Origin of the sequence: Bacillus sp. D7-8 (genome assembly GCF_052055895.1) — a bacterium.
Lineage (GTDB): Bacteria > Bacillota > Bacilli > Bacillales > Bacillaceae > Bacillus > Bacillus velezensis.
Map to the genome: position 1 here is coordinate 3,095,236 of NZ_CP179922.1, position 16,596 is coordinate 3,111,831.

Sequence of the window (16,596 nt, forward strand, 5' to 3'; positions counted from 1 at the left end):
CCCCCTAACGCTTACGCTTCTTGGCCTACAGTTTCGTCTTCAATGCCTAGTTCTTGTTTAATCCAGTCATAACCTTCCGCTTCAAGGCGCTGTGCAAGCTCCGCGCCGCCGGATTTCACTACGCGTCCCTGCATCATAACGTGAACGACATCAGGCGTGATGTAGTTCAGAAGGCGCTGGTAGTGAGTGATCATTAAGCAGCCGAAGTTTTCGCTGCGCATTCTGTTGATTCCTTTAGAAACGACTTTAAGCGCATCGATATCAAGACCTGAATCGATCTCGTCAAGAATGGCGATTTTCGGCTCGATCATCATAAGCTGAAGGATTTCGTTGCGTTTTTTCTCCCCGCCTGAGAAACCTTCGTTCAGGTAACGCTGCGCCATTTCAGGGTCCATTTCAAGGAACTCCATGTTTTCGTCCATTTTGCGGATGAATTTCATAAGAGAAATTTCATCGCCTTCTTCACGGCGTGCGTTAATCGCAGAGCGAAGGAAATCGGCATTTGTCACACCGCTGATTTCGCTTGGGTACTGCATCGCCAGGAAAAGACCCGCCTGAGCGCGCTCGTCCACTTCCATTTCCAGTACATCCTTGCCGTCAAGCGTGATGCTGCCTTTTGTAACTTCGTATTTCGGGTGTCCCATAATCGCTGCTGAAAGCGTGGATTTACCCGTACCGTTCGGCCCCATGACAGCGTGGAATTCGCCGCCTTTTATTTCAAGGTTTACACCTTTTAAGATCTCTTTTCCTTCGATTTCAACGTGAAGATCCTTGATCGTTAATGTTGAAGCAGCCATATCTATACCTCCAAAATATATAATCATTATTCTCAATTTATTCTCATTCTAATTTTATAACAAATGAAAAGTAAATACAACTTTTTATATTACCCGGAACATTCCTAAAGTTTATCAAAGATCAAGGCGTAATTAAAGCTGTTTGAAACAGAAAAAGGGCGGAAATCCACCCTTTTTTACTGACCGATTTTCTCATTAAGCTGCGCTGCGAGGAACTTGCTTTTTTGATATTCAAGCTCCCTCTGCCGTTCGACTTCCATCCTTTTTGAAAGACGCCGTCCGTATTCCTCGTAGCCGATGCCGTGTGACTTCTGCATCGCTTTTTCCATTTCAGGCGTATAGTCAAGGTCCAGTCTCTCGTGGCTGGTGCAGATAATGAATCAATCCCTTCATCTATTTGTTTCTATTGTAACAATGATCCGCTGCTCCGGCCAAAGAGAGTGTGCCCCTGAATCCTTTCGAATGTGCCGGAATCCGGCGCTCGCTTTATCTGAAAAACGGTATTCACACGATTGCTCTTTCTAATGCGTCGTATGTCCGAATTCCTGAATACACTGCTGCACGAGGGTCACTCCCTGACTGAGAGCCGCACCGCCCCCGAATGCCGCCGCGACGCCGATGACCTCAAGAATGTTTTCTTCTGTCGCCCCTTGGTCAAGGCAGCCCTTCGTATGATAAATCATGCAAAATTCATCTTGAGCGCTGATGCTGATGCCCAGAGCGATTAATTGTTTCTCTTTTTCAGTTAATGAATCCGCTGAGAAACACTGTTCAGTAAATTCATTAAACTTCCGCCCCATCATCGGCATTTTTTGCTCGAATATGCCTAAACCTTCTTTATATTGTTTCAATGCGTCATGCACGCTTTTTCCGTTATCCTGGTATTGAGCCACTGCCATTCCCTCCAATAAGTTAACCTTCCTTTTTATTATGGACAGTTCTCTGATTAATACCCGAAAAAAACCCCGGATGATTCATCCGGGGTTTTCGTTTTATTCAGATACGGGAAGCACGGCTCCGTCGTATTTTTTCTCAATAAAGTCTTTGATTTTCTTAGAGTGAAGCACTTCCATAAGCGCTTTGATTTTCTCTGATTTTTCGTCACCTTTGCGTACGGCGATGATGTTTGCGTACGGGTTGTTTTTCGTTGATTCCACTTGAATCGCATCTTTTAACGGATTCAGTTTGTTTTGAATCGCATAGTTGACGTTAATGAAGACTGCATCGCCTTCTTCTTCATTATATGCTTTCGCCGTTAATTCAGGGGCGATTTTTTTGAATGTCAGGTTTTTCGGGTTTTTCGTAATGTTTTTCGTAGTGGCTTCAATCGTTTTTACCTTCGGATCAAGTGTGATCAGTCCGGCTTTTTCAAGCATCGCCAGCATACGGCCTTGTTCAGCGACATTGTTAGTCATGATGATGGTCGCGCCTTTAGGCAGGTCTTTCAGTGATTTGTATTTTTTCGTGTAAATTCCGAATGGCTCAAGGTGAACGGCTCCGGCATTCACGAGTTTGTAATCTTTATTTTCTTTCATTTCCTGTTCAAGGTAAGGAACGTGCTGGAAGTAGTTCGCATCCACTTCATTATCAGCTAACGCTTTGTTGTACATTTTGTAATCGTTCAGCACTTTTACTTTTAATGTGTAGCCTTTTTCCTTCAAGAGCGGTTCCGCTTCTTTTAAGATTTCAGCATGCGGTGTTTTGGTCGCGGCGACGACGATTTCCTTTTTATTTGAGCCGTTTGATCCGCAGGCGGCCAAAACTCCCGCGAACACAAGCAGCAGCGCACTTAATACAATCTTTTTCAATGTAAATCCTCCCTTATCTTTTGTCTATTATATTTGTAATCACATCACCGATAATCTGAATGATAAAGACGATGATGAGTATAAATACTGTCGCTACAAACGTTACATCCGTATTATTGGACTGGTAGCCTTCTACATATGCAAGGTTTCCGAGTCCGCCTGAACCGATGGCGCCGGCAATGGCGGTAGATCCGATCAGGGCGATGGCTGTAACGGTGATGCCTGAAATTAAAGCAGGCATTGATTCAGGAATCAGCACTTTGAAGATAATCGTCGATGTCTTTGCTCCCATTGATCTGGCAGCTTCGATGACTCCTTTATCGACTTCCCGGAGCGCAATTTCCGCAAGACGGGCGTAAAACGGCGCGGAGCCGATAATCAGCGCCGGCAATGCGGCGTTCGGTCCTAAAATCGATCCGACCAAAATCTTAGTAAAGCCGAGAAGCAGAATAATTAAAATAAGAAACGGAATAGACCTGAAAATATTAACGACCGCCGCAATCACGGTGTTAATGATTTTATTTTCCCATAAGCTTCCCTTGCCCGTTAAAAAGAGCAGAAGACCGAGAATCGCTCCGATGACAAATGAAAAAACTAATGCGATGACCGTCATATAAAGGGTCTCGTATGTGGCCGTCCACAGCTCGGTTATATCAACGTTCGGGAACCATTTTTCAAACATTTGTGATCACCTCTGCTTCTACCTGTTTGTCTTTGATGAACCGGATCACGTTTTCTACTTCTTTTTCCTGACCGTCAATATGAATGAATAAAGAACCGTAGGCTCCGTCCTTCGTCTGTGAAATTTTCCCCTGCAGAATATTGACGTCCACATCAAAGTTTCGGATCATTTCCGTAATGAGGGGCTGCTCAGCGGCCTGCCCGACAAATGAAAGCTGAATCGTTTTTCCTGTCGCTGTTTCCTGCAGAAAATGCTGGATGGTTTCTTTCGTCTCCTCCGGTTCTGTCACCTGCTGAACGAAACGCTTGGTCATCGGTTCGCGCGGGTTTCTGAAAACTTGGAGTACTTCGCCTTCTTCAACGACTTTCCCGTTTTCCATGACGGCGACTCTGTTGCAGATTTTACGGATGACGTGCATTTCATGGGTAATGAGCACGATCGTCAGACCGAGTCTGTCATTTATATCGGATAAAAGATCCAAAATTGAATCAGTCGTCTGCGGATCAAGCGCTGATGTCGCTTCATCGCACAGAAGGACTTTCGGATTATTGGCGAGCGCCCGGGCGATGCCGACACGCTGCTTTTGACCGCCGCTCAGCTGCGACGGATAAGATTTTTCTTTCCCCTCTAATCCGACCAGTTTAATCAATTCATCAGCTCGGCGGACCCGTTCGCTTTTTTTCACGCCTGCGATTTCCAGCGGGAACATAATGTTCTCCCGAACGGTGCGCGACCACAGAAGGTTAAAATGCTGGAAGATCATGCTGATTTCCTGGCGCGCTTTTCTCAGCCCCCGGCTGCTTACTTTATTTAATTCCGTCCCCGCGACTTCCACGGTTCCCGACGTCGGCTTTTCAAGGCCGTTCAGGAGACGGATTAAGGAACTTTTACCAGCTCCGCTATATCCTATAATTCCAAATATTTCGCCCTTTTTGATATCAAGAGTGACATCTTGGACAGCATTGACATCCCCATGCTTCGCTTTGTAAATTTTTGAAACATTTTGAAGATGGATCAAAGCAATCACCCGCCTTACACTATTCTAAGAAATCTTCCGGGTTTCTCCGCAAAAGAAAAGCCTTTCTGCAAAAATGAGCAGAAAGGCTTATTGAAAAAGGCCTTTCTCTCATCTTTCAAAGCAGACCGCTTCGAGTGAATTGGCACCATTTCAACATTGTTGATGGTTGCCGGGCTTCATAGGGCACTTCCCTCCACCTCTCTTGATAAGAGAAAACATATCGTATTTTCGTCCGGAAATTCTTACTGTAGAATAGCACGGCGAATGATAAAAAGTCAATAAAATAAATATTGGAAGCTATTGTCACATAGTAGATTGGCAGTTACGGCCGTTTACTGATCGCCTGAAAAAATCCGTTTGTCAGCCAGAGGATGGCCTCCAGCTTCAGCAGAGCTCTGAATGATCCTTTCACTTTGAGTTTTCCGCTTTGGATAAGCTTTTGCAAAGAGACATCACCATGCAGGAGATGGATGATTTCCGTCTGGTTTCCGTAAAAGGTCAAATTAGATTTTTCCTTTGAAACCGACGTTTTTCTCATTTCTCCCTGTCCGTTAATTGAGACCGTTAAGGCTTCTGTTTCTCCTTGGAATGTAATCAGCAGCGTTGAGGCGTTTAATAGCGGTTTCAAAAACAGATGCTGTCCGTCATTCTCTGAAACTTCTATTTTCTCCACTCGTATAACCTCCCGTTTTAATGGCCATACATACACTTTCTCTTTTTAACGGACAGAACCCTTTATAAACCGCACGACATTTTCCTGTAAATATTGTCACATCGGGAACGTTTGCGATGTTTTTTGTTTAATCAGCTCATATAAATAGGAAACGGAGCGGAAGGCGTATCCTTTCTCAACAAGCTCTCCGCCTTTAAACAGCAAAAAGCACGGAACGCTTTCAATCTGATAGGCTTTGGCGAATGCGGGGGAATAATTCACGTTGTTTTTATAGAAGGCGGCGCCGGGCAGCATTTCTTCGACGACAGTAAGCATTTTGGACGCCAGCTGGCATGTGCCGCAAAACGGGGTGTACAAATACAGGAGATAAACGTCATCCTGAATCGATTCGAGTTCATTTTCTTGGAGTTCTTTCATGTTTACCACCTCAGGTCGTTCTTTTTCAAAAATACAGTGTCAGCATCAAAGCCGGCTCTGATCAGCACAGATGCGAGATGATGGCCCGGGCACGACTCGACTTGCCTGTATGTTCTGTCTATATAAATATGGCGCGCTTCGGGAAGCTCCCGTTTCAGCTGTTTTCTTAATTTTTCTCCGGAGTCATCTGCGTCCGTTAAAATATAGACGTCTCTGTCAAACAGGCGGTCCGCCAAATCTTCCAGTTCGGTTTGGCCGATCGTTCCGTTTGTACAGACGATTTCCGCGGGTTCGATGAGCACTTCCCTGACTTTGATTTTATCAGATTTTCCTTCTACGATAATGACCTTTTCATCTCCGTTGTACATAAGCGCGTCACCTGCCGATTGTTTTAGCGTGAGATTGAAAAAGAAGGCAGTGAAATTCACCGCCAACTGTTAACACCAGCCATTCTCATAATCGCAATCGACATATTTCGGATCGCTGCCGTTTATGACATCGGCTGTTTTATAAAATTTTTGATTTTCAAATGAAAAGCCTTGTTTGAGCTCGTACTGGTCTATGCCTGTCATCTCGCCGATGGCTTCATTTTCATGAAACAAGGAAAACCGGCCGTTTTGAAAGCGGCCCGTAACGTTCTCCGTCACATCGACCTTTTGTTTATCAAAAGCCATTTTAGACACCTCCCGTTACAGATAGAATGTCCAAATGGCCCCTTTGCTATCCGATCAGTCTTCCTGTGTCATTTCGTCATATTGCTCGGAAGTCATGAGGTTTTCGATTTCTTCAGCATCAGCCGGTTCCACGACGATCATCCACGCTTTTTCATACGGAGACTCGTTTACGAATTCAGGACTGTCATCAAGGTCTTCGTTCACTTCCGTCACCGTTCCGTTAATCGGTGCGTACAGTTCGGATACGGTTTTGACGGATTCCACGCTGCCGAATGGCTCGTCCGCTTTAATTTCGGCGCCGACTTCCGGAAGCTCGACAAAGACGATGTCGCCAAGTTCGGCTTGCGCGAAATGTGTAATCCCGATGCGGGCTTTTCCGTCCTCAACTTTGACCCATTCGTGCTCTTTGGAATAACGCATATCTTTCGGTGTGCTCATCTAAATCCCTCCATTTTTTTCTTATAATAAGAAGATACCATAATTCTTTGAACCTGGCATTACATCCAATATTTTTCGAATTGGTCTTCTTTAAAGCCGACAGTGACTTTTTCGCCGTCTGTCGTAATCGGGCGTTTCAGGAGCATACCGTCTGATGCCAGGAGTTCAAGCTGTTCATCCTCTGACATGTGGTACAGTTTTTCCTTTAAGTTCAGCTCGCGGTATTTCATTCCGCTCGTGTTGAAAAACTTTTTGAGCTCAAGACCGCTCTTTTCATAAAGGTCTTTAATTTCTTCTTTCGACGGAGTTTCCTCCGCGATATGTATTTCGTTTATTTCCTTACCGCGGTCTTCCAGCCATTTTTTCGCATTACGGCACGTTCCGCATTTAGGGTACCAGTAAAAATTTAACGACATCTTCTTCACCCCTTGTAAATGATCGTCGTTATTTTAACACAATCACTTGTAAAAACCTATAACGTTGCTTCATGAAAAAGCGCCCCTGATGAAGGAGCGCTTTCAGCATGTGATCAGACCGTATATTTTTCTTCACGGAAGACGGCGGCTGCCGCTTCACGTTTTTTCTGAATGAGGTTTTTCGGCGTCAGGCGCGTCAGTTTGCGCAGCACGGAAAGCATCATGCGGAGGGAATCTCCTTCCTCCATGGCGATCAGTGATTCTTTGGCGTGCGCTTCAATGTTCTGAAGGGCTTCCTGGGCAAAGATTTCCGTATATAACAGCTTCTGCGCGGCTTTTTCGGCACCGTCCGCCGCAATTGCTTTTTCCGTTCTGAGGACGGCTGATTCCAAAGCGTACAGCGCGCTGACAATATCGGCAATGTTCACCATGATTTCCTGCTCGCCTTCGATCTCTTTGCCGTATTTCTGCGCCGCGAGACCCGCTGTCAAGAGGGCGATCTTTTTCGCCTGTCTGACAATGTATTTTTCCTGTTCAAGAGGTTCTGAGCCCGGCTCTTCAGGCATCAGCATCATGAGTTCTTCTTGGAGCGCTTTTGCTTTTTCAAAGAGCGGCAGCTGACCTTTTACGGCTTTTTTCAGGAACGTGCTCGTTACGATCAGGCGGTTGATTTCATTTGTGCCTTCAAAAATTCTGTTGATTCTTGAGTCGCGATAGGCGCGTTCCACTTCATATTCCTGCATAAATCCGTAACCGCCGTGAATTTGAACGCCTTCGTCGGCAATATAATCAAGCGTTTCAGAACCGCACATTTTGTTGAGCGAGCATTCAATCGCGTACTCGGCGATTGACTTCGCGACTTCGCGTCCGTCTTTTTGCTCCTCTTCCGTCAGTCTGCTCATATTATCTTCGAATAAGCCCACTGTTCTGTATACAGAGCTCTCCATCGCGTAAAGCCGAGCTGACATCGTCGCAAGCTTTTCCTGAGTGAGCGTGAAGCTTGAGATCGGCGTTTTAAATTGCCGGCGCTGGTTTGCATAAGCGGCAGACAGCTCAATCACCCGTTTTGAAGCGCCGATTGTGCCGACGGCAAGCTTGTAGCGCCCGATATTAAGAATATTAAAGGCGATGACATGTCCTTTTCCGATTTCGCCGAGAAGGTTTTCTTTCGGGACTTCCGCCTGATCTAAAATCAGCGTTCTTGTCGATGAACCCTTAATCCCCATTTTTTTCTCTTCCGGGCCCGTTGACACGCCCGGATAGTTCTTTTCTACGATAAATGCGGAAAATTTATCTCCGTCCACTTTAGCGTAGACGACAAAGACATCTGCAAAGGCGGAGTTTGTAATCCATTGCTTTTCTCCGTTAAGAATATAGTGTGTGCCCGCTTCATTCAAAACAGCCGTGGTTTTCGCTCCGAGGGCATCTGAACCTGAACCGGGCTCAGTTAAGGCGTATGCCGCGATTCTTTGTCCTGAAGCCAAGTCCGGCAAATAGGTTTTTTTCTGTTCTTCCGTTCCGAAGAACACGATCGGCAATGAGCCGATCCCGACGTGGGCGCCGTAAGACAGCGAAAAGCTGCCGGCACGTGAAAACTTTTCCGTAATGAAGGCTGAACTGATTTTATCCAGGCCGATTCCGCCGTACTCTTCAGGCACGTCTGCTCCGAGGAGGCCGAGATCTCCGGCTTTTTTCAGCAGTCTGACCGAATGCTCGAACTGATGGTTTTCAATTTCATCGATATAAGGAAGCACATCGTTTACGACATAGTCTTCTGTCGTTTTGCCGATCATTTTGTGTTCGTCTGTAAAGTCCTCCGGAGTGAATATTTGATCATATCCCGTCTCTTCAATCAGAAAGCTGCCGCCTTTTTTGACGTTGACCGTTTCCTGTTTCATGTTCGTTTCCCCCTTTTTTTAAATGAGTTCAAATACGCCGGCAGCGCCCATGCCGCCTCCGATGCACATCGTCACCACGCCGAATTGCTCGTTTCTCCGTTTCATTTCATGAATGAGTGACAGGGTCAGCTTCGTTCCGGTGCATCCGAGCGGATGTCCGAGCGCGATGGCGCCTCCGTTGACGTTCACCTTTTCTTCATCTATCCCAAGCGATCTGATGACTTGAATGGCCTGTGAAGCAAAGGCCTCATTCAATTCAAAAAGCCCGATATCCTGCAATTCGAGTCCGGCAAGCTTGAGCGCCCGCGGGATGGCTTCAATCGGACCGATCCCCATTACCTCAGGCGGAACGCCCCCTACGGCAAAGGAACGGAATTTGACAAGCGGGGCCAACCCGAGCGACGATGCTTTTTCGCGATCCATCAGCATGACAGCCGCCGCGCCGTCACTTGTTTGTGAAGAGTTCCCGGCCGTCACGGTTCCCGTTTTAGAAAAAGCCGGACGGAGCTTCGCCAAGACGTCAGCCGATGTGCCGGGACGAACGCCTTCATCTTGAGAAAAGGTAAATTGTTTTTTCCGCGGCTTATGGTCATCACCGACTTCTGTCAGCGATACTTCAACCGGCACGATTTCGTCATTGAATTTCCCTTCTTTAAGGGCTTTTGCGGCATTCTGATGGCTGCGGACGGCAAATGCATCCTGGTCTTCTCTGGATACGCCGTACGTTTCGGCTACCTGCTCCGCTGTGTGCCCCATGCTCATGTAATACTCAGGCGCATGCTCCGCCAAAACGATATTCGGGCGGGTCACATGCCCCATCATCGGAACTTGCGACATGGATTCCGCACCGCCCGCAATGACGGTGTCACCCGCGCCGATCATGATTTTTTCAGCACCGTAAGCGATGGATTGGAGCCCGGAAGAGCAGTAGCGGTTCACCGTAATGGCCGGCACCGTATGAGGAAGCCCCGCCAGCGCACCGATATTCCGCGCCATATTTAATCCTTGTTCGGCTTCAGGTGTTGCACATCCGATAATTAAGTCATCGATATTTCCTTCATATCCGCCTGCCCGTTTCAGCGTTTCTTTTACACAAAGCGCGCCTAAATCATCAGGACGAACGGCTGCAAGCGATCCTTTTTTCGCTTTACCGACCGGGGTTCTCGCACCGGCCACAATGACTGCTTCTCTCATAAACACCCTCCTAGTTCCGTAAAGGTTTGCCTTTGACGAGCATATGCTGCATTCTCGCTTGAGATTTCGCCTCGCCAGCGAGGCTTAAAAAGGCTTCTCTTTCAATCTCAAGTAAATATTCTTCTGAAACCTCCGTGCCGAACGGGACTCTTCCGCCGGCAATGACATGGGCCAGCTTCTTCGCAATCTTCATATCGTGATCGGATAAATAACCCGACCGTCTCATTTGGTCTGCTCCGAGCAGTAATGCCGCACATCCGGTTTCCCCGGTGACTTTCACTTTTTTGCGGGCAGGCGGGCGGTATCCGCTGTCATATAAGGAAGCAGCCAGCTGTTTCGCATCGTGCAGCAGGTGATCCTGATTCATGCTGATACGGTCTGCCGCGGACAAAATCTTCATATCACGGGCTTCGTGTGCCGAACCGGACACTTTGGCAAGCGCGATTGTTTCGAAGGTTTTAATCGCTGCGTCCATCAGTTCACTTCCGCCGTCCAAATAATTCATGTACAGCTCTTTGTTTCCTCCGCCGCCCGGAATAAGGCCGACGCCGGTTTCAACAAGACCCATATACGATTCGCTCGCCGCCTGAACGCGTGCCGCCGGGAGACAGACTTCCGTGCCGCCGCCGAGTGTCATCCCGAATGGCGCCGCGACAACGGGTTTAGCGCTGTATTTGATGTTCAGCATCGTCTGCTGAAAACGGCGGATGACAAAATCGACTTCCATGAAGTTATCATCCTGAGCTTCCATCAAAATCATCGCAAGGTTTGCCCCCGCGCAGAAATGTCTGCCTTGGTTACCGATGACAAGACCTTTATAATTCCGCTCCGTTTCCTCAAGCGCATTGTCAATCATCTGAATAATGTCTAAGCCGATCGCGTTGCTTTTCGTATGAAATTCCAGCAGCGCGACATCATCGCCGAGATCAATCAGACTTGCTCCGCTGTTTTTAGTGATAACGCCTTTTGTTTCTTTTAACGTTTGCAGGCTGATCCGTTTCGGATTTTCTTTCACAGCCCTGTATTGGCCGTCTGAATAGTAAAATGGTGTTCCGTTTTCCTTCATATAAAATGTTTCATGGCCCTGATCAAGCATTTCTTTCACCCAGCCGGGGAGTGCTGCGCCTTCTTCTTCGAGCCGCTCCGCTGATTTTCTGACGCCGATGGCATCCCACATCTCAAACGGTCCGAGCTCCCATCCGAAGCCCCATTTCATGGCGTCATCAATTGCTTTGATATCATCAGCGATCTCACCTAAAAGCCGGGCTGAGTATAAGAGTGTTTGCGATGTAATATTCCAAAGCAGGCGCCCGGCGCGGTCATCAGAGTATATAAGCGCTTTCATTTTGCCTTTGGCACCCTTTGCCTGTTTGGCGGCTTCTAAAGCGGGTGTCTTCATTTTCGAGCGCTCACCGTATGTCATGGTCAGCGGATCGAGTTCATATATTGTTTTACCTTCTTTTTTGTAAAAACCTTGGCCTGATTTGCTGCCCAGCCAATTGTTTTTCAGCATGTCATTCATAAATTCAGGAAGCTTAAACATGTCTTTTTCAGCGCCGTCGGCTTTATCATACACATTTTTTGCCACATGGGCGAAAGTATCAAGCCCCACAACGTCAAGGGTTCTGAAGGTCGCGCTTTTCGGTCTGCCGATCAAAGGCCCGGTCACCGTGTCCACCTCGCCGATGCGGCAGCCGGAAGAAAGCATTTCTCTTACCGTGACCAGCAGGCCGTACGTACCGATGCGGTTGGCGATAAAGTTAGGCGTGTCTTTTGCGATGACGACCCCTTTCCCGAGCGTGTTTTCTGCAAATGAAGTCATAAACTCCAGCACGTCAGGATCTGTTTCCTGAATCGGAATGATTTCCAGAAGCTTTAAGTAGCGGGCCGGATTAAAGAAATGGGTTCCTAAGAAATGAGCTTTAAAATCGGCAGATCGGCCTTCCGCCATTTTTGTGACGGAGATACCGGACGTATTGCTCGACACGATGCTTCCCGGTTTCCGGTATTCATCAACGAGTGAGAAAATCTGTTTTTTTACGTCAAGATTTTCGACGACGACTTCAATAATCCAATCAGCATCCTTCAATTGAGCTGCGTCATCTTCCAAATTCCCCGCCGTTATATAGTCGAGATTGGCAGCCGAAGTCAGCGGCGCCGGTTTTTGCTTCAGCAGCTTTTGCATGGCCGATCGGCTCAGTCTGCTGCGGACCTCCGGGCTTTCTAATGTCAGCCCTTTTTTCATCTCATCCTTTGTCAGCTCGTTTGGCACAATATCAAGCAGCAGGACGGGAATTCCGATGTTAGCCAAGTGCGCGGCAATTCCGGACCCCATGACGCCTGATCCGAGAACGGCTGCTTTCTTTATAAACTTGTGCATGAGTCATCCCCCTTGAACTTTGAATGAATAGTCATTCATTTTTTCGGCAAAAAAAATGAAACCCTTTTCTTCTTTCATCTTAAAAGATTTTCAGGATGACTTCAATAGCAAATATGGAATTTTTTTAAATTTTTCTGCTTCCGCATGTTCCATGGCGCGGGCGGGAAACTTAAACCCGGAGGTGAAGGGAATGGTGCGAGGGAGAAAAGATCCGTCTTCTGCCGCAGTGAGCGCGGCCAGCATGAAAGGAAATGCGGGACCGAAGCAAAAATACGGCGGCGGCAAACGGACGAGCCAAAATCAGCAATATAAAAAAGACAACATGGAATAACATGCTGCGGCTGCTTTTTGGAGCAGCCGTTATTTTTTGAAGATCCCTTTCAGCACAAATGCCGCATTTGCCGGGCGCTCGGCAATTCTTCTCATCAGGTACCCGTACCAATCGGTTCCGTACGGGACATACACCCTCATCCTGTATCCTTCTTCGGCAAGCTCCTTCTGGCGCTCCGTTCTGATGCCGTACAGCATTTGGAATTCAAACTGCTCCCGGGGAATCTGATGTTCGCTGATGAGTGTTTTCGTATAAGAAATGATGTCATCATCATGTGTCGCCACCGCCGTTTCATGGCCGCTCAAAAGCTGCAGCTTAATCAGCTGCTGAAAATGAAGATCGGTTGCTTTTTTATCAGGGAATGCAACGGCCGCCGATTCTTTATAAGCGCCTTTTACAAGCCTGAGCCTCGGCTTGTATGGCATCAGACCGCTGATATCTTCAGCTGCGCGGTACAAATAAGCCTGAATGACGGTGCCGAGCACCGGGAAATCCGGCTTGCACCGCTTATACAGCTCAAGCGTACGGCTGCATCTTGAATAGTCCTCCATATCAATCGTTACAGGCACGCAGCGTTCTTTTGCCTCCGTCAATATGTCTCTGACATGCTGTTCCGCGAGCTTCTCGGAAATATCCAGACCGATGGATGTTAATTTCAGCGACAGCTCACAATCCAGTTGATTCTCGGCAATCGCCCTGATTGCTTTTTTACATTCTTCCGCCGTCCTTTTCGCATCCTTCTCTGAACCCGCATATTCACCTAGGTAATCAATCGAAGCCGACAGCCCTTTTTGGTTCAGCCGCTTTACCGTTTTCACAGCTTCCGTGAGTGTTTCCCCTGCAACGAACCTTCCCGCACCGAAGCGGATTCCGTAAGCCTGGGCGAATTTTGTAAGCATTTTATTTTTCGACAAAAATAAACATATGCTCCGCAGCAAGGATGAACTCCCTCCTTTTTCTTTTATTCGTGTATGAAATCCCGATCGCAGAGAAAGCTAAAAAGAACAGAATTGAAGGAGGCGTTTATATGAACAACCAAGAGCAGAACGGAAACTTGCCGCCTGCCGTCATCTCAACGAAAGACCATTTGTATCTTGAGGACATGCTGAACTGGAATCTGCTTGCCATGAAAAAAGCGCATTTTATGGCGGAACACTGCCAGAATCAGACGTTAAAACAAGAGCTTGATCAAATCGGCCGGATGCATCAGAAACATTATCAGCACATATTGGGCCGCTTGAACCCCGATCAAGGCGGACAGACAACAACAGGCTATATGCAATAGGAGGACAATACATGGAACAGCAAAATCAAAAAATCACGAATCCGCAAACGCCAGTGCCCAATACGGCGCAAATGAATGACAGAGACTTGGTGAATGAGCTGCTGACGACGGAAAAATACATCACGGCTTCATATTGCACAGCCCTGCACGAGTTCAGCCACGAGTCTCTTTATCAAGATATTCAGGCGATTTTCGATGAGTCACAAAAAGCGCAAAGAAGATTATACGATGTGATGTTTCAAAATGGCTGGTATTCCATTGAAGCAGCCGATACCCAAAAGCTTCAGCAATCGTATCAGAAGTTCCGGCAGACCATTCAGCAGCAGTCTCCCTACCAGCAGTAAAACGAAGAAGGATTTGATGTTTTCGACAAGCATCAATCCTTTTTTTATTTTTGCACAAAAAGATTGACTTGTCATTAATCCTTATTTATATTTAACTAATGTTAATTATTTTCTCGAGGAACAAGATGAGGAGGAGTTATGAAAAACGCGGATCAATATGTGTCTGACATCCAGAAATCTCTTCAGACGCTGCTGCAAAACATACAGCCCGAAATGGTGGAAAGCATGGCAAAACACGAGGTGACGCCTGCCCAATTATTTGTTTTAGCCAGCCTGAAAAAACACGGGAGCTGCAAAGTTTCCGAAATTGCGGAACGCATGGAGGTAAAGCCGAGCGCAGTGACGCTGATGGCCGACCGCCTCGAACAAAAAGGACTTATCGTCCGCAAACATAACCAGCAAGACAGACGCGTCATCGACATCAGCCTCACCAAAAAAGGCGAAACAAAATTCGAAGATGTTGTGGAAGGGCGGAAAGCGATACTGGCGCGAAACCTGTCCGTTCTGACTGACGATGAACTGATTCAGTCCGTGAACATCATCCGCAAAGTAGCGGAAGCCGCCGAGAAATACGCGGCTGATCAAAAAGAAAACGAATAGAAAAGAGGAGCTGCCGAAACATGAGCATTGAAAAGAAAGATCCAAAACGCACATTATTAATAACCGGCTTAATCATCGCCATGTTTTTCTCAGCCCTTGACGGCACCATCGTAGGAACAGCGATTCCTAAAATCGTGGGTGACCTCGGGGGATTAAGCATGATGACGTGGCTGACCACGGCATATCTTTTAACTTCGACGACGATCGTTCCGATTGCGGGGAAACTTGCAGATTTATTGGGGCGCCGCGTCGTCTATGTATCAGGTTTATTGATTTTTATGGGAGCTTCCGCACTGTGCGGAATGGCCAGCAACATGACGGAACTGATTATTTTCCGCGGACTTCAGGGAATCGGCGGCGGTGTCATGATGCCGATGGCTATGATCGTCATCGGGGATTTGTTCACAGGGAAACAGCGTGCCAAGTTCCAAGGGCTTTTCGGGGCGATTTACGGGCTTGCTTCCGTGATCGGCCCGCAAATCGGGGGCTGGATTGTTGACTCATTAAATTGGAAATGGGTTTTCTATATCAACCTGCCTGTCGGAATTTTAGCCGTGATCTTTATCGCAAGAGGACTTCAAGGCAGAAAACAGACCGGGCCGATTAACTTTGACATCGCCGGCATTTTCACAATGATCGTCGGAATCGTCAGCCTCCTCCTCGCGCTCAGCTTCGGAGGAAAGGATTACGCATGGGGCTCTTGGCAGATTCTCGGTCTCTTTGCGCTTGCACTTGCCGGGATTGTCGGATTCATTTTCGCTGAAATCAAAGCAAAAGAACCGATTCTGCCGATGTACCTGTTTAAAAACAGAACGTTTACCGTACTGAATCTGATCGGCTTTTTCATGAGTATCGGCATGTTCGGCGCCGTTACGTTCGTTCCTTTCTTTATGCAGGGAATTATCGGAGTCAGCGCCACCGCGTCCGGCACGATTATGACACCGATGATGGTATCTATGATTATCACAAGTATTATCGGAGGCCAGCTGGTTTATAAGATCGGTATTAAACCGCAAATCATGATCGGCATGCTGATCATGGCCGTCGGCTTCTTCTTATTAACGACCTTACAGCTGGATACAAGCAAGCTCGCGGCTACATGCTATATGGCCGTGATCGGTCTGGGAATGGGGCTCGTCATGCCGCTTCTCACGCTCGCTCTGCAAGAAACGTTTTCAAAAGAAGAGCTGGGTGTTGTGACCTCTTCAAGCCAATTTTTCCGGATGATCGGGGGAACGTTCGGCATTACGGTGCTCGGCGCTGTCATGAATGCCAGATCAGGAAGCCTTTTAACCGACAGACTGGTGCCTTACTTAGACTCACTCCCGAAACAGGCAAGTGCCTTTGCCGCCCAGTTTAAAGGTATGATTGACAAGAATCCTGAAGGGCTGCTTCAATCCTTGTTCAGCCAGGAATCGATTAAGCAGATTCCGGCCGCATTTTCTTCCCATATCGTGCCGGTTTTGAAAACGTCACTGATGGATTCGCTTCACAGCGTGTTTTTCACAGGCCTGGCCTTTATCGCTGCCGGATTGATCCTCACGCTGTTTGTTAAATCAATTAAACTGACAAACAAAAAGACAGGCAAACAAGAAGAAAAGGCGAAAGCCGTTTAACAAAGAAAAATCCCGCGGATGCCGC

General features: G+C 47.3%; 21 protein-coding genes and 1 riboswitch. Of the genes, 5 read left to right on the forward strand and 16 right to left on the reverse strand.

Annotation, left to right across the window (positions count from 1 at the left end):
* Positions 1 to 11 precede the first annotated feature (11 nt).
* From sufC to ACKTRM_RS15255, 15 genes are all read right to left on the reverse strand, one after another.
* Positions 12 to 797 (reverse strand): Fe-S cluster assembly ATPase SufC, encoded by a 786-nt coding sequence (gene sufC / locus ACKTRM_RS15185; RefSeq protein WP_003327022.1) that lies wholly within the window; start codon positions 795 to 797, stop codon positions 12 to 14.
* A gap of 176 nt (positions 798 to 973) precedes the next feature.
* Positions 974 to 1,126, reverse strand: coding sequence for a hypothetical protein (locus tag ACKTRM_RS15190; protein ID WP_003151857.1), 153 nt, complete (start codon positions 1,124 to 1,126; stop codon positions 974 to 976).
* Between the two features lie 192 nt (positions 1,127 to 1,318).
* Entirely contained in the window at positions 1,319 to 1,696 is a 378-nt protein-coding gene (locus ACKTRM_RS15195; RefSeq protein ID WP_029973602.1) for a carboxymuconolactone decarboxylase family protein, read from the reverse strand.
* Between the two features lie 93 nt (positions 1,697 to 1,789).
* On the reverse strand, positions 1,790 to 2,605 hold the full coding sequence (gene metQ / locus ACKTRM_RS15200; protein WP_012118382.1) for a methionine ABC transporter substrate-binding lipoprotein MetQ: 816 nt from the start codon (positions 2,603 to 2,605) through the stop codon (positions 1,790 to 1,792).
* 13 nt (positions 2,606 to 2,618) lie between these two features.
* Complete coding sequence (locus ACKTRM_RS15205; RefSeq protein ID WP_012118383.1) at positions 2,619 to 3,287, reverse strand: methionine ABC transporter permease; 669 nt, start codon at positions 3,285 to 3,287, stop codon at positions 2,619 to 2,621.
* Positions 3,280 to 4,305 carry a methionine ABC transporter ATP-binding protein MetN gene (gene metN / locus ACKTRM_RS15210; RefSeq protein ID WP_003151850.1) on the reverse strand — a complete coding sequence of 342 codons (1,026 nt, stop codon included), beginning with the start codon at positions 4,303 to 4,305 and terminating at the stop codon, positions 3,280 to 3,282. The genes ACKTRM_RS15205 and metN overlap by 8 nt, the downstream gene beginning before the upstream one ends.
* Before the next feature lie 105 nt (positions 4,306 to 4,410).
* A riboswitch (SAM riboswitch) is annotated at positions 4,411 to 4,517 on the reverse strand.
* A gap of 110 nt (positions 4,518 to 4,627) precedes the next feature.
* Complete coding sequence (locus ACKTRM_RS15215; protein ID WP_007410085.1) at positions 4,628 to 4,978, reverse strand: SCP2 sterol-binding domain-containing protein; 351 nt, start codon at positions 4,976 to 4,978, stop codon at positions 4,628 to 4,630.
* Positions 4,979 to 5,074: 96 nt separating this feature from the next.
* Positions 5,075 to 5,395, reverse strand: coding sequence for a thioredoxin family protein (locus ACKTRM_RS15220; protein ID WP_003151847.1), 321 nt, complete (start codon positions 5,393 to 5,395; stop codon positions 5,075 to 5,077).
* Between the two features lie 2 nt (positions 5,396 to 5,397).
* On the reverse strand, positions 5,398 to 5,763 hold the full coding sequence (locus ACKTRM_RS15225) for a toprim domain-containing protein (protein ID WP_007410083.1): 366 nt from the start codon (positions 5,761 to 5,763) through the stop codon (positions 5,398 to 5,400).
* Between the two features lie 69 nt (positions 5,764 to 5,832).
* On the reverse strand, positions 5,833 to 6,069 hold the full coding sequence (locus ACKTRM_RS15230) for a YusG family protein (RefSeq protein WP_012118385.1): 237 nt from the start codon (positions 6,067 to 6,069) through the stop codon (positions 5,833 to 5,835).
* Positions 6,070 to 6,123: 54 nt separating this feature from the next.
* Positions 6,124 to 6,507 (reverse strand): glycine cleavage system protein GcvH, encoded by a 384-nt coding sequence (gene gcvH / locus ACKTRM_RS15235; protein WP_003151844.1) that lies wholly within the window; start codon positions 6,505 to 6,507, stop codon positions 6,124 to 6,126.
* A 59-nt stretch (positions 6,508 to 6,566) separates the two neighbouring features.
* Positions 6,567 to 6,923, reverse strand: coding sequence for an arsenate reductase family protein (locus ACKTRM_RS15240; protein WP_003151843.1), 357 nt, complete (start codon positions 6,921 to 6,923; stop codon positions 6,567 to 6,569).
* Positions 6,924 to 7,036: 113 nt separating this feature from the next.
* The gene (locus ACKTRM_RS15245) at positions 7,037 to 8,821 is read right to left on the reverse strand and encodes an acyl-CoA dehydrogenase family protein (protein WP_007613612.1); all 1,785 of its coding nucleotides are present in this window, start codon (positions 8,819 to 8,821) and stop codon (positions 7,037 to 7,039) included.
* Positions 8,822 to 8,839: 18 nt separating this feature from the next.
* The gene (locus tag ACKTRM_RS15250) at positions 8,840 to 10,015 is read right to left on the reverse strand and encodes an acetyl-CoA C-acetyltransferase (protein ID WP_012118386.1); all 1,176 of its coding nucleotides are present in this window, start codon (positions 10,013 to 10,015) and stop codon (positions 8,840 to 8,842) included.
* Positions 10,016 to 10,025: 10 nt separating this feature from the next.
* A complete protein-coding gene (locus ACKTRM_RS15255; protein WP_012118387.1) occupies positions 10,026 to 12,395 on the reverse strand; it encodes a 3-hydroxyacyl-CoA dehydrogenase/enoyl-CoA hydratase family protein in 2,370 nt (789 codons plus the stop codon).
* A gap of 190 nt (positions 12,396 to 12,585) precedes the next feature.
* On the opposite strand from ACKTRM_RS15255, the gene ACKTRM_RS15260 reads away from it, so the two are divergent.
* The gene (locus tag ACKTRM_RS15260) at positions 12,586 to 12,726 is read left to right on the forward strand and encodes a YuzL family protein (protein WP_003151836.1); all 141 of its coding nucleotides are present in this window, start codon (positions 12,586 to 12,588) and stop codon (positions 12,724 to 12,726) included.
* Positions 12,727 to 12,755: 29 nt separating this feature from the next.
* Here the strand turns inward: ACKTRM_RS15260 and ACKTRM_RS15265 are convergent, their stop codons facing one another.
* On the reverse strand, positions 12,756 to 13,664 hold the full coding sequence (locus ACKTRM_RS15265) for a proline dehydrogenase family protein (protein ID WP_012118388.1): 909 nt from the start codon (positions 13,662 to 13,664) through the stop codon (positions 12,756 to 12,758).
* Positions 13,665 to 13,753: 89 nt separating this feature from the next.
* Here ACKTRM_RS15265 and ACKTRM_RS15270 point away from each other — a divergent pair, with 89 nt between their 5' ends.
* From ACKTRM_RS15270 to ACKTRM_RS15285, 4 genes are all read left to right on the forward strand, one after another.
* Positions 13,754 to 14,011, forward strand: coding sequence for a hypothetical protein (locus ACKTRM_RS15270; protein WP_012118389.1), 258 nt, complete (start codon positions 13,754 to 13,756; stop codon positions 14,009 to 14,011).
* Positions 14,012 to 14,022: 11 nt separating this feature from the next.
* The gene (locus ACKTRM_RS15275; RefSeq protein WP_003151830.1) at positions 14,023 to 14,355 is read left to right on the forward strand and encodes a spore coat protein; all 333 of its coding nucleotides are present in this window, start codon (positions 14,023 to 14,025) and stop codon (positions 14,353 to 14,355) included.
* Positions 14,356 to 14,493: 138 nt separating this feature from the next.
* Positions 14,494 to 14,955, forward strand: coding sequence for a MarR family winged helix-turn-helix transcriptional regulator (locus ACKTRM_RS15280; RefSeq protein ID WP_003151828.1), 462 nt, complete (start codon positions 14,494 to 14,496; stop codon positions 14,953 to 14,955).
* A 20-nt stretch (positions 14,956 to 14,975) separates the two neighbouring features.
* Positions 14,976 to 16,571, forward strand: coding sequence for an MDR family MFS transporter (locus tag ACKTRM_RS15285; protein WP_007410079.1), 1,596 nt, complete (start codon positions 14,976 to 14,978; stop codon positions 16,569 to 16,571).
* Positions 16,572 to 16,596: the final 25 nt, after the last annotated feature.

Coding starts and splice junctions, on each gene's coding strand:
- ACKTRM_RS15255 (WP_012118387.1), bottom strand. CDS start 12,395: ATGCACAAGTTTATAAAGAAAGCAGCCGTTCTCGGATCAGGCGTCATG.
- sufC (WP_003327022.1), bottom strand. CDS start 797: ATGGCTGCTTCAACATTAACGATCAAGGATCTTCACGTTGAAATCGAA.
- ACKTRM_RS15275 (WP_003151830.1), top strand. CDS start 14,023: ATGGAACAGCAAAATCAAAAAATCACGAATCCGCAAACGCCAGTGCCC.
- ACKTRM_RS15270 (WP_012118389.1), top strand. CDS start 13,754: ATGAACAACCAAGAGCAGAACGGAAACTTGCCGCCTGCCGTCATCTCA.
- ACKTRM_RS15285 (WP_007410079.1), top strand. CDS start 14,976: ATGAGCATTGAAAAGAAAGATCCAAAACGCACATTATTAATAACCGGC.
- ACKTRM_RS15240 (WP_003151843.1), bottom strand. CDS start 6,923: ATGTCGTTAAATTTTTACTGGTACCCTAAATGCGGAACGTGCCGTAAT.
- ACKTRM_RS15245 (WP_007613612.1), bottom strand. CDS start 8,821: ATGAAACAGGAAACGGTCAACGTCAAAAAAGGCGGCAGCTTTCTGATT.
- ACKTRM_RS15225 (WP_007410083.1), bottom strand. CDS start 5,763: ATGTACAACGGAGATGAAAAGGTCATTATCGTAGAAGGAAAATCTGAT.
- ACKTRM_RS15205 (WP_012118383.1), bottom strand. CDS start 3,287: ATGTTTGAAAAATGGTTCCCGAACGTTGATATAACCGAGCTGTGGACG.
- gcvH (WP_003151844.1), bottom strand. CDS start 6,507: ATGAGCACACCGAAAGATATGCGTTATTCCAAAGAGCACGAATGGGTC.
- ACKTRM_RS15280 (WP_003151828.1), top strand. CDS start 14,494: ATGAAAAACGCGGATCAATATGTGTCTGACATCCAGAAATCTCTTCAG.
- ACKTRM_RS15260 (WP_003151836.1), top strand. CDS start 12,586: ATGGTGCGAGGGAGAAAAGATCCGTCTTCTGCCGCAGTGAGCGCGGCC.
- ACKTRM_RS15190 (WP_003151857.1), bottom strand. CDS start 1,126: ATGGAAAAAGCGATGCAGAAGTCACACGGCATCGGCTACGAGGAATAC.
- ACKTRM_RS15230 (WP_012118385.1), bottom strand. CDS start 6,069: ATGGCTTTTGATAAACAAAAGGTCGATGTGACGGAGAACGTTACGGGC.
- ACKTRM_RS15220 (WP_003151847.1), bottom strand. CDS start 5,395: ATGAAAGAACTCCAAGAAAATGAACTCGAATCGATTCAGGATGACGTT.
- ACKTRM_RS15250 (WP_012118386.1), bottom strand. CDS start 10,015: ATGAGAGAAGCAGTCATTGTGGCCGGTGCGAGAACCCCGGTCGGTAAA.
- ACKTRM_RS15195 (WP_029973602.1), bottom strand. CDS start 1,696: ATGGCAGTGGCTCAATACCAGGATAACGGAAAAAGCGTGCATGACGCA.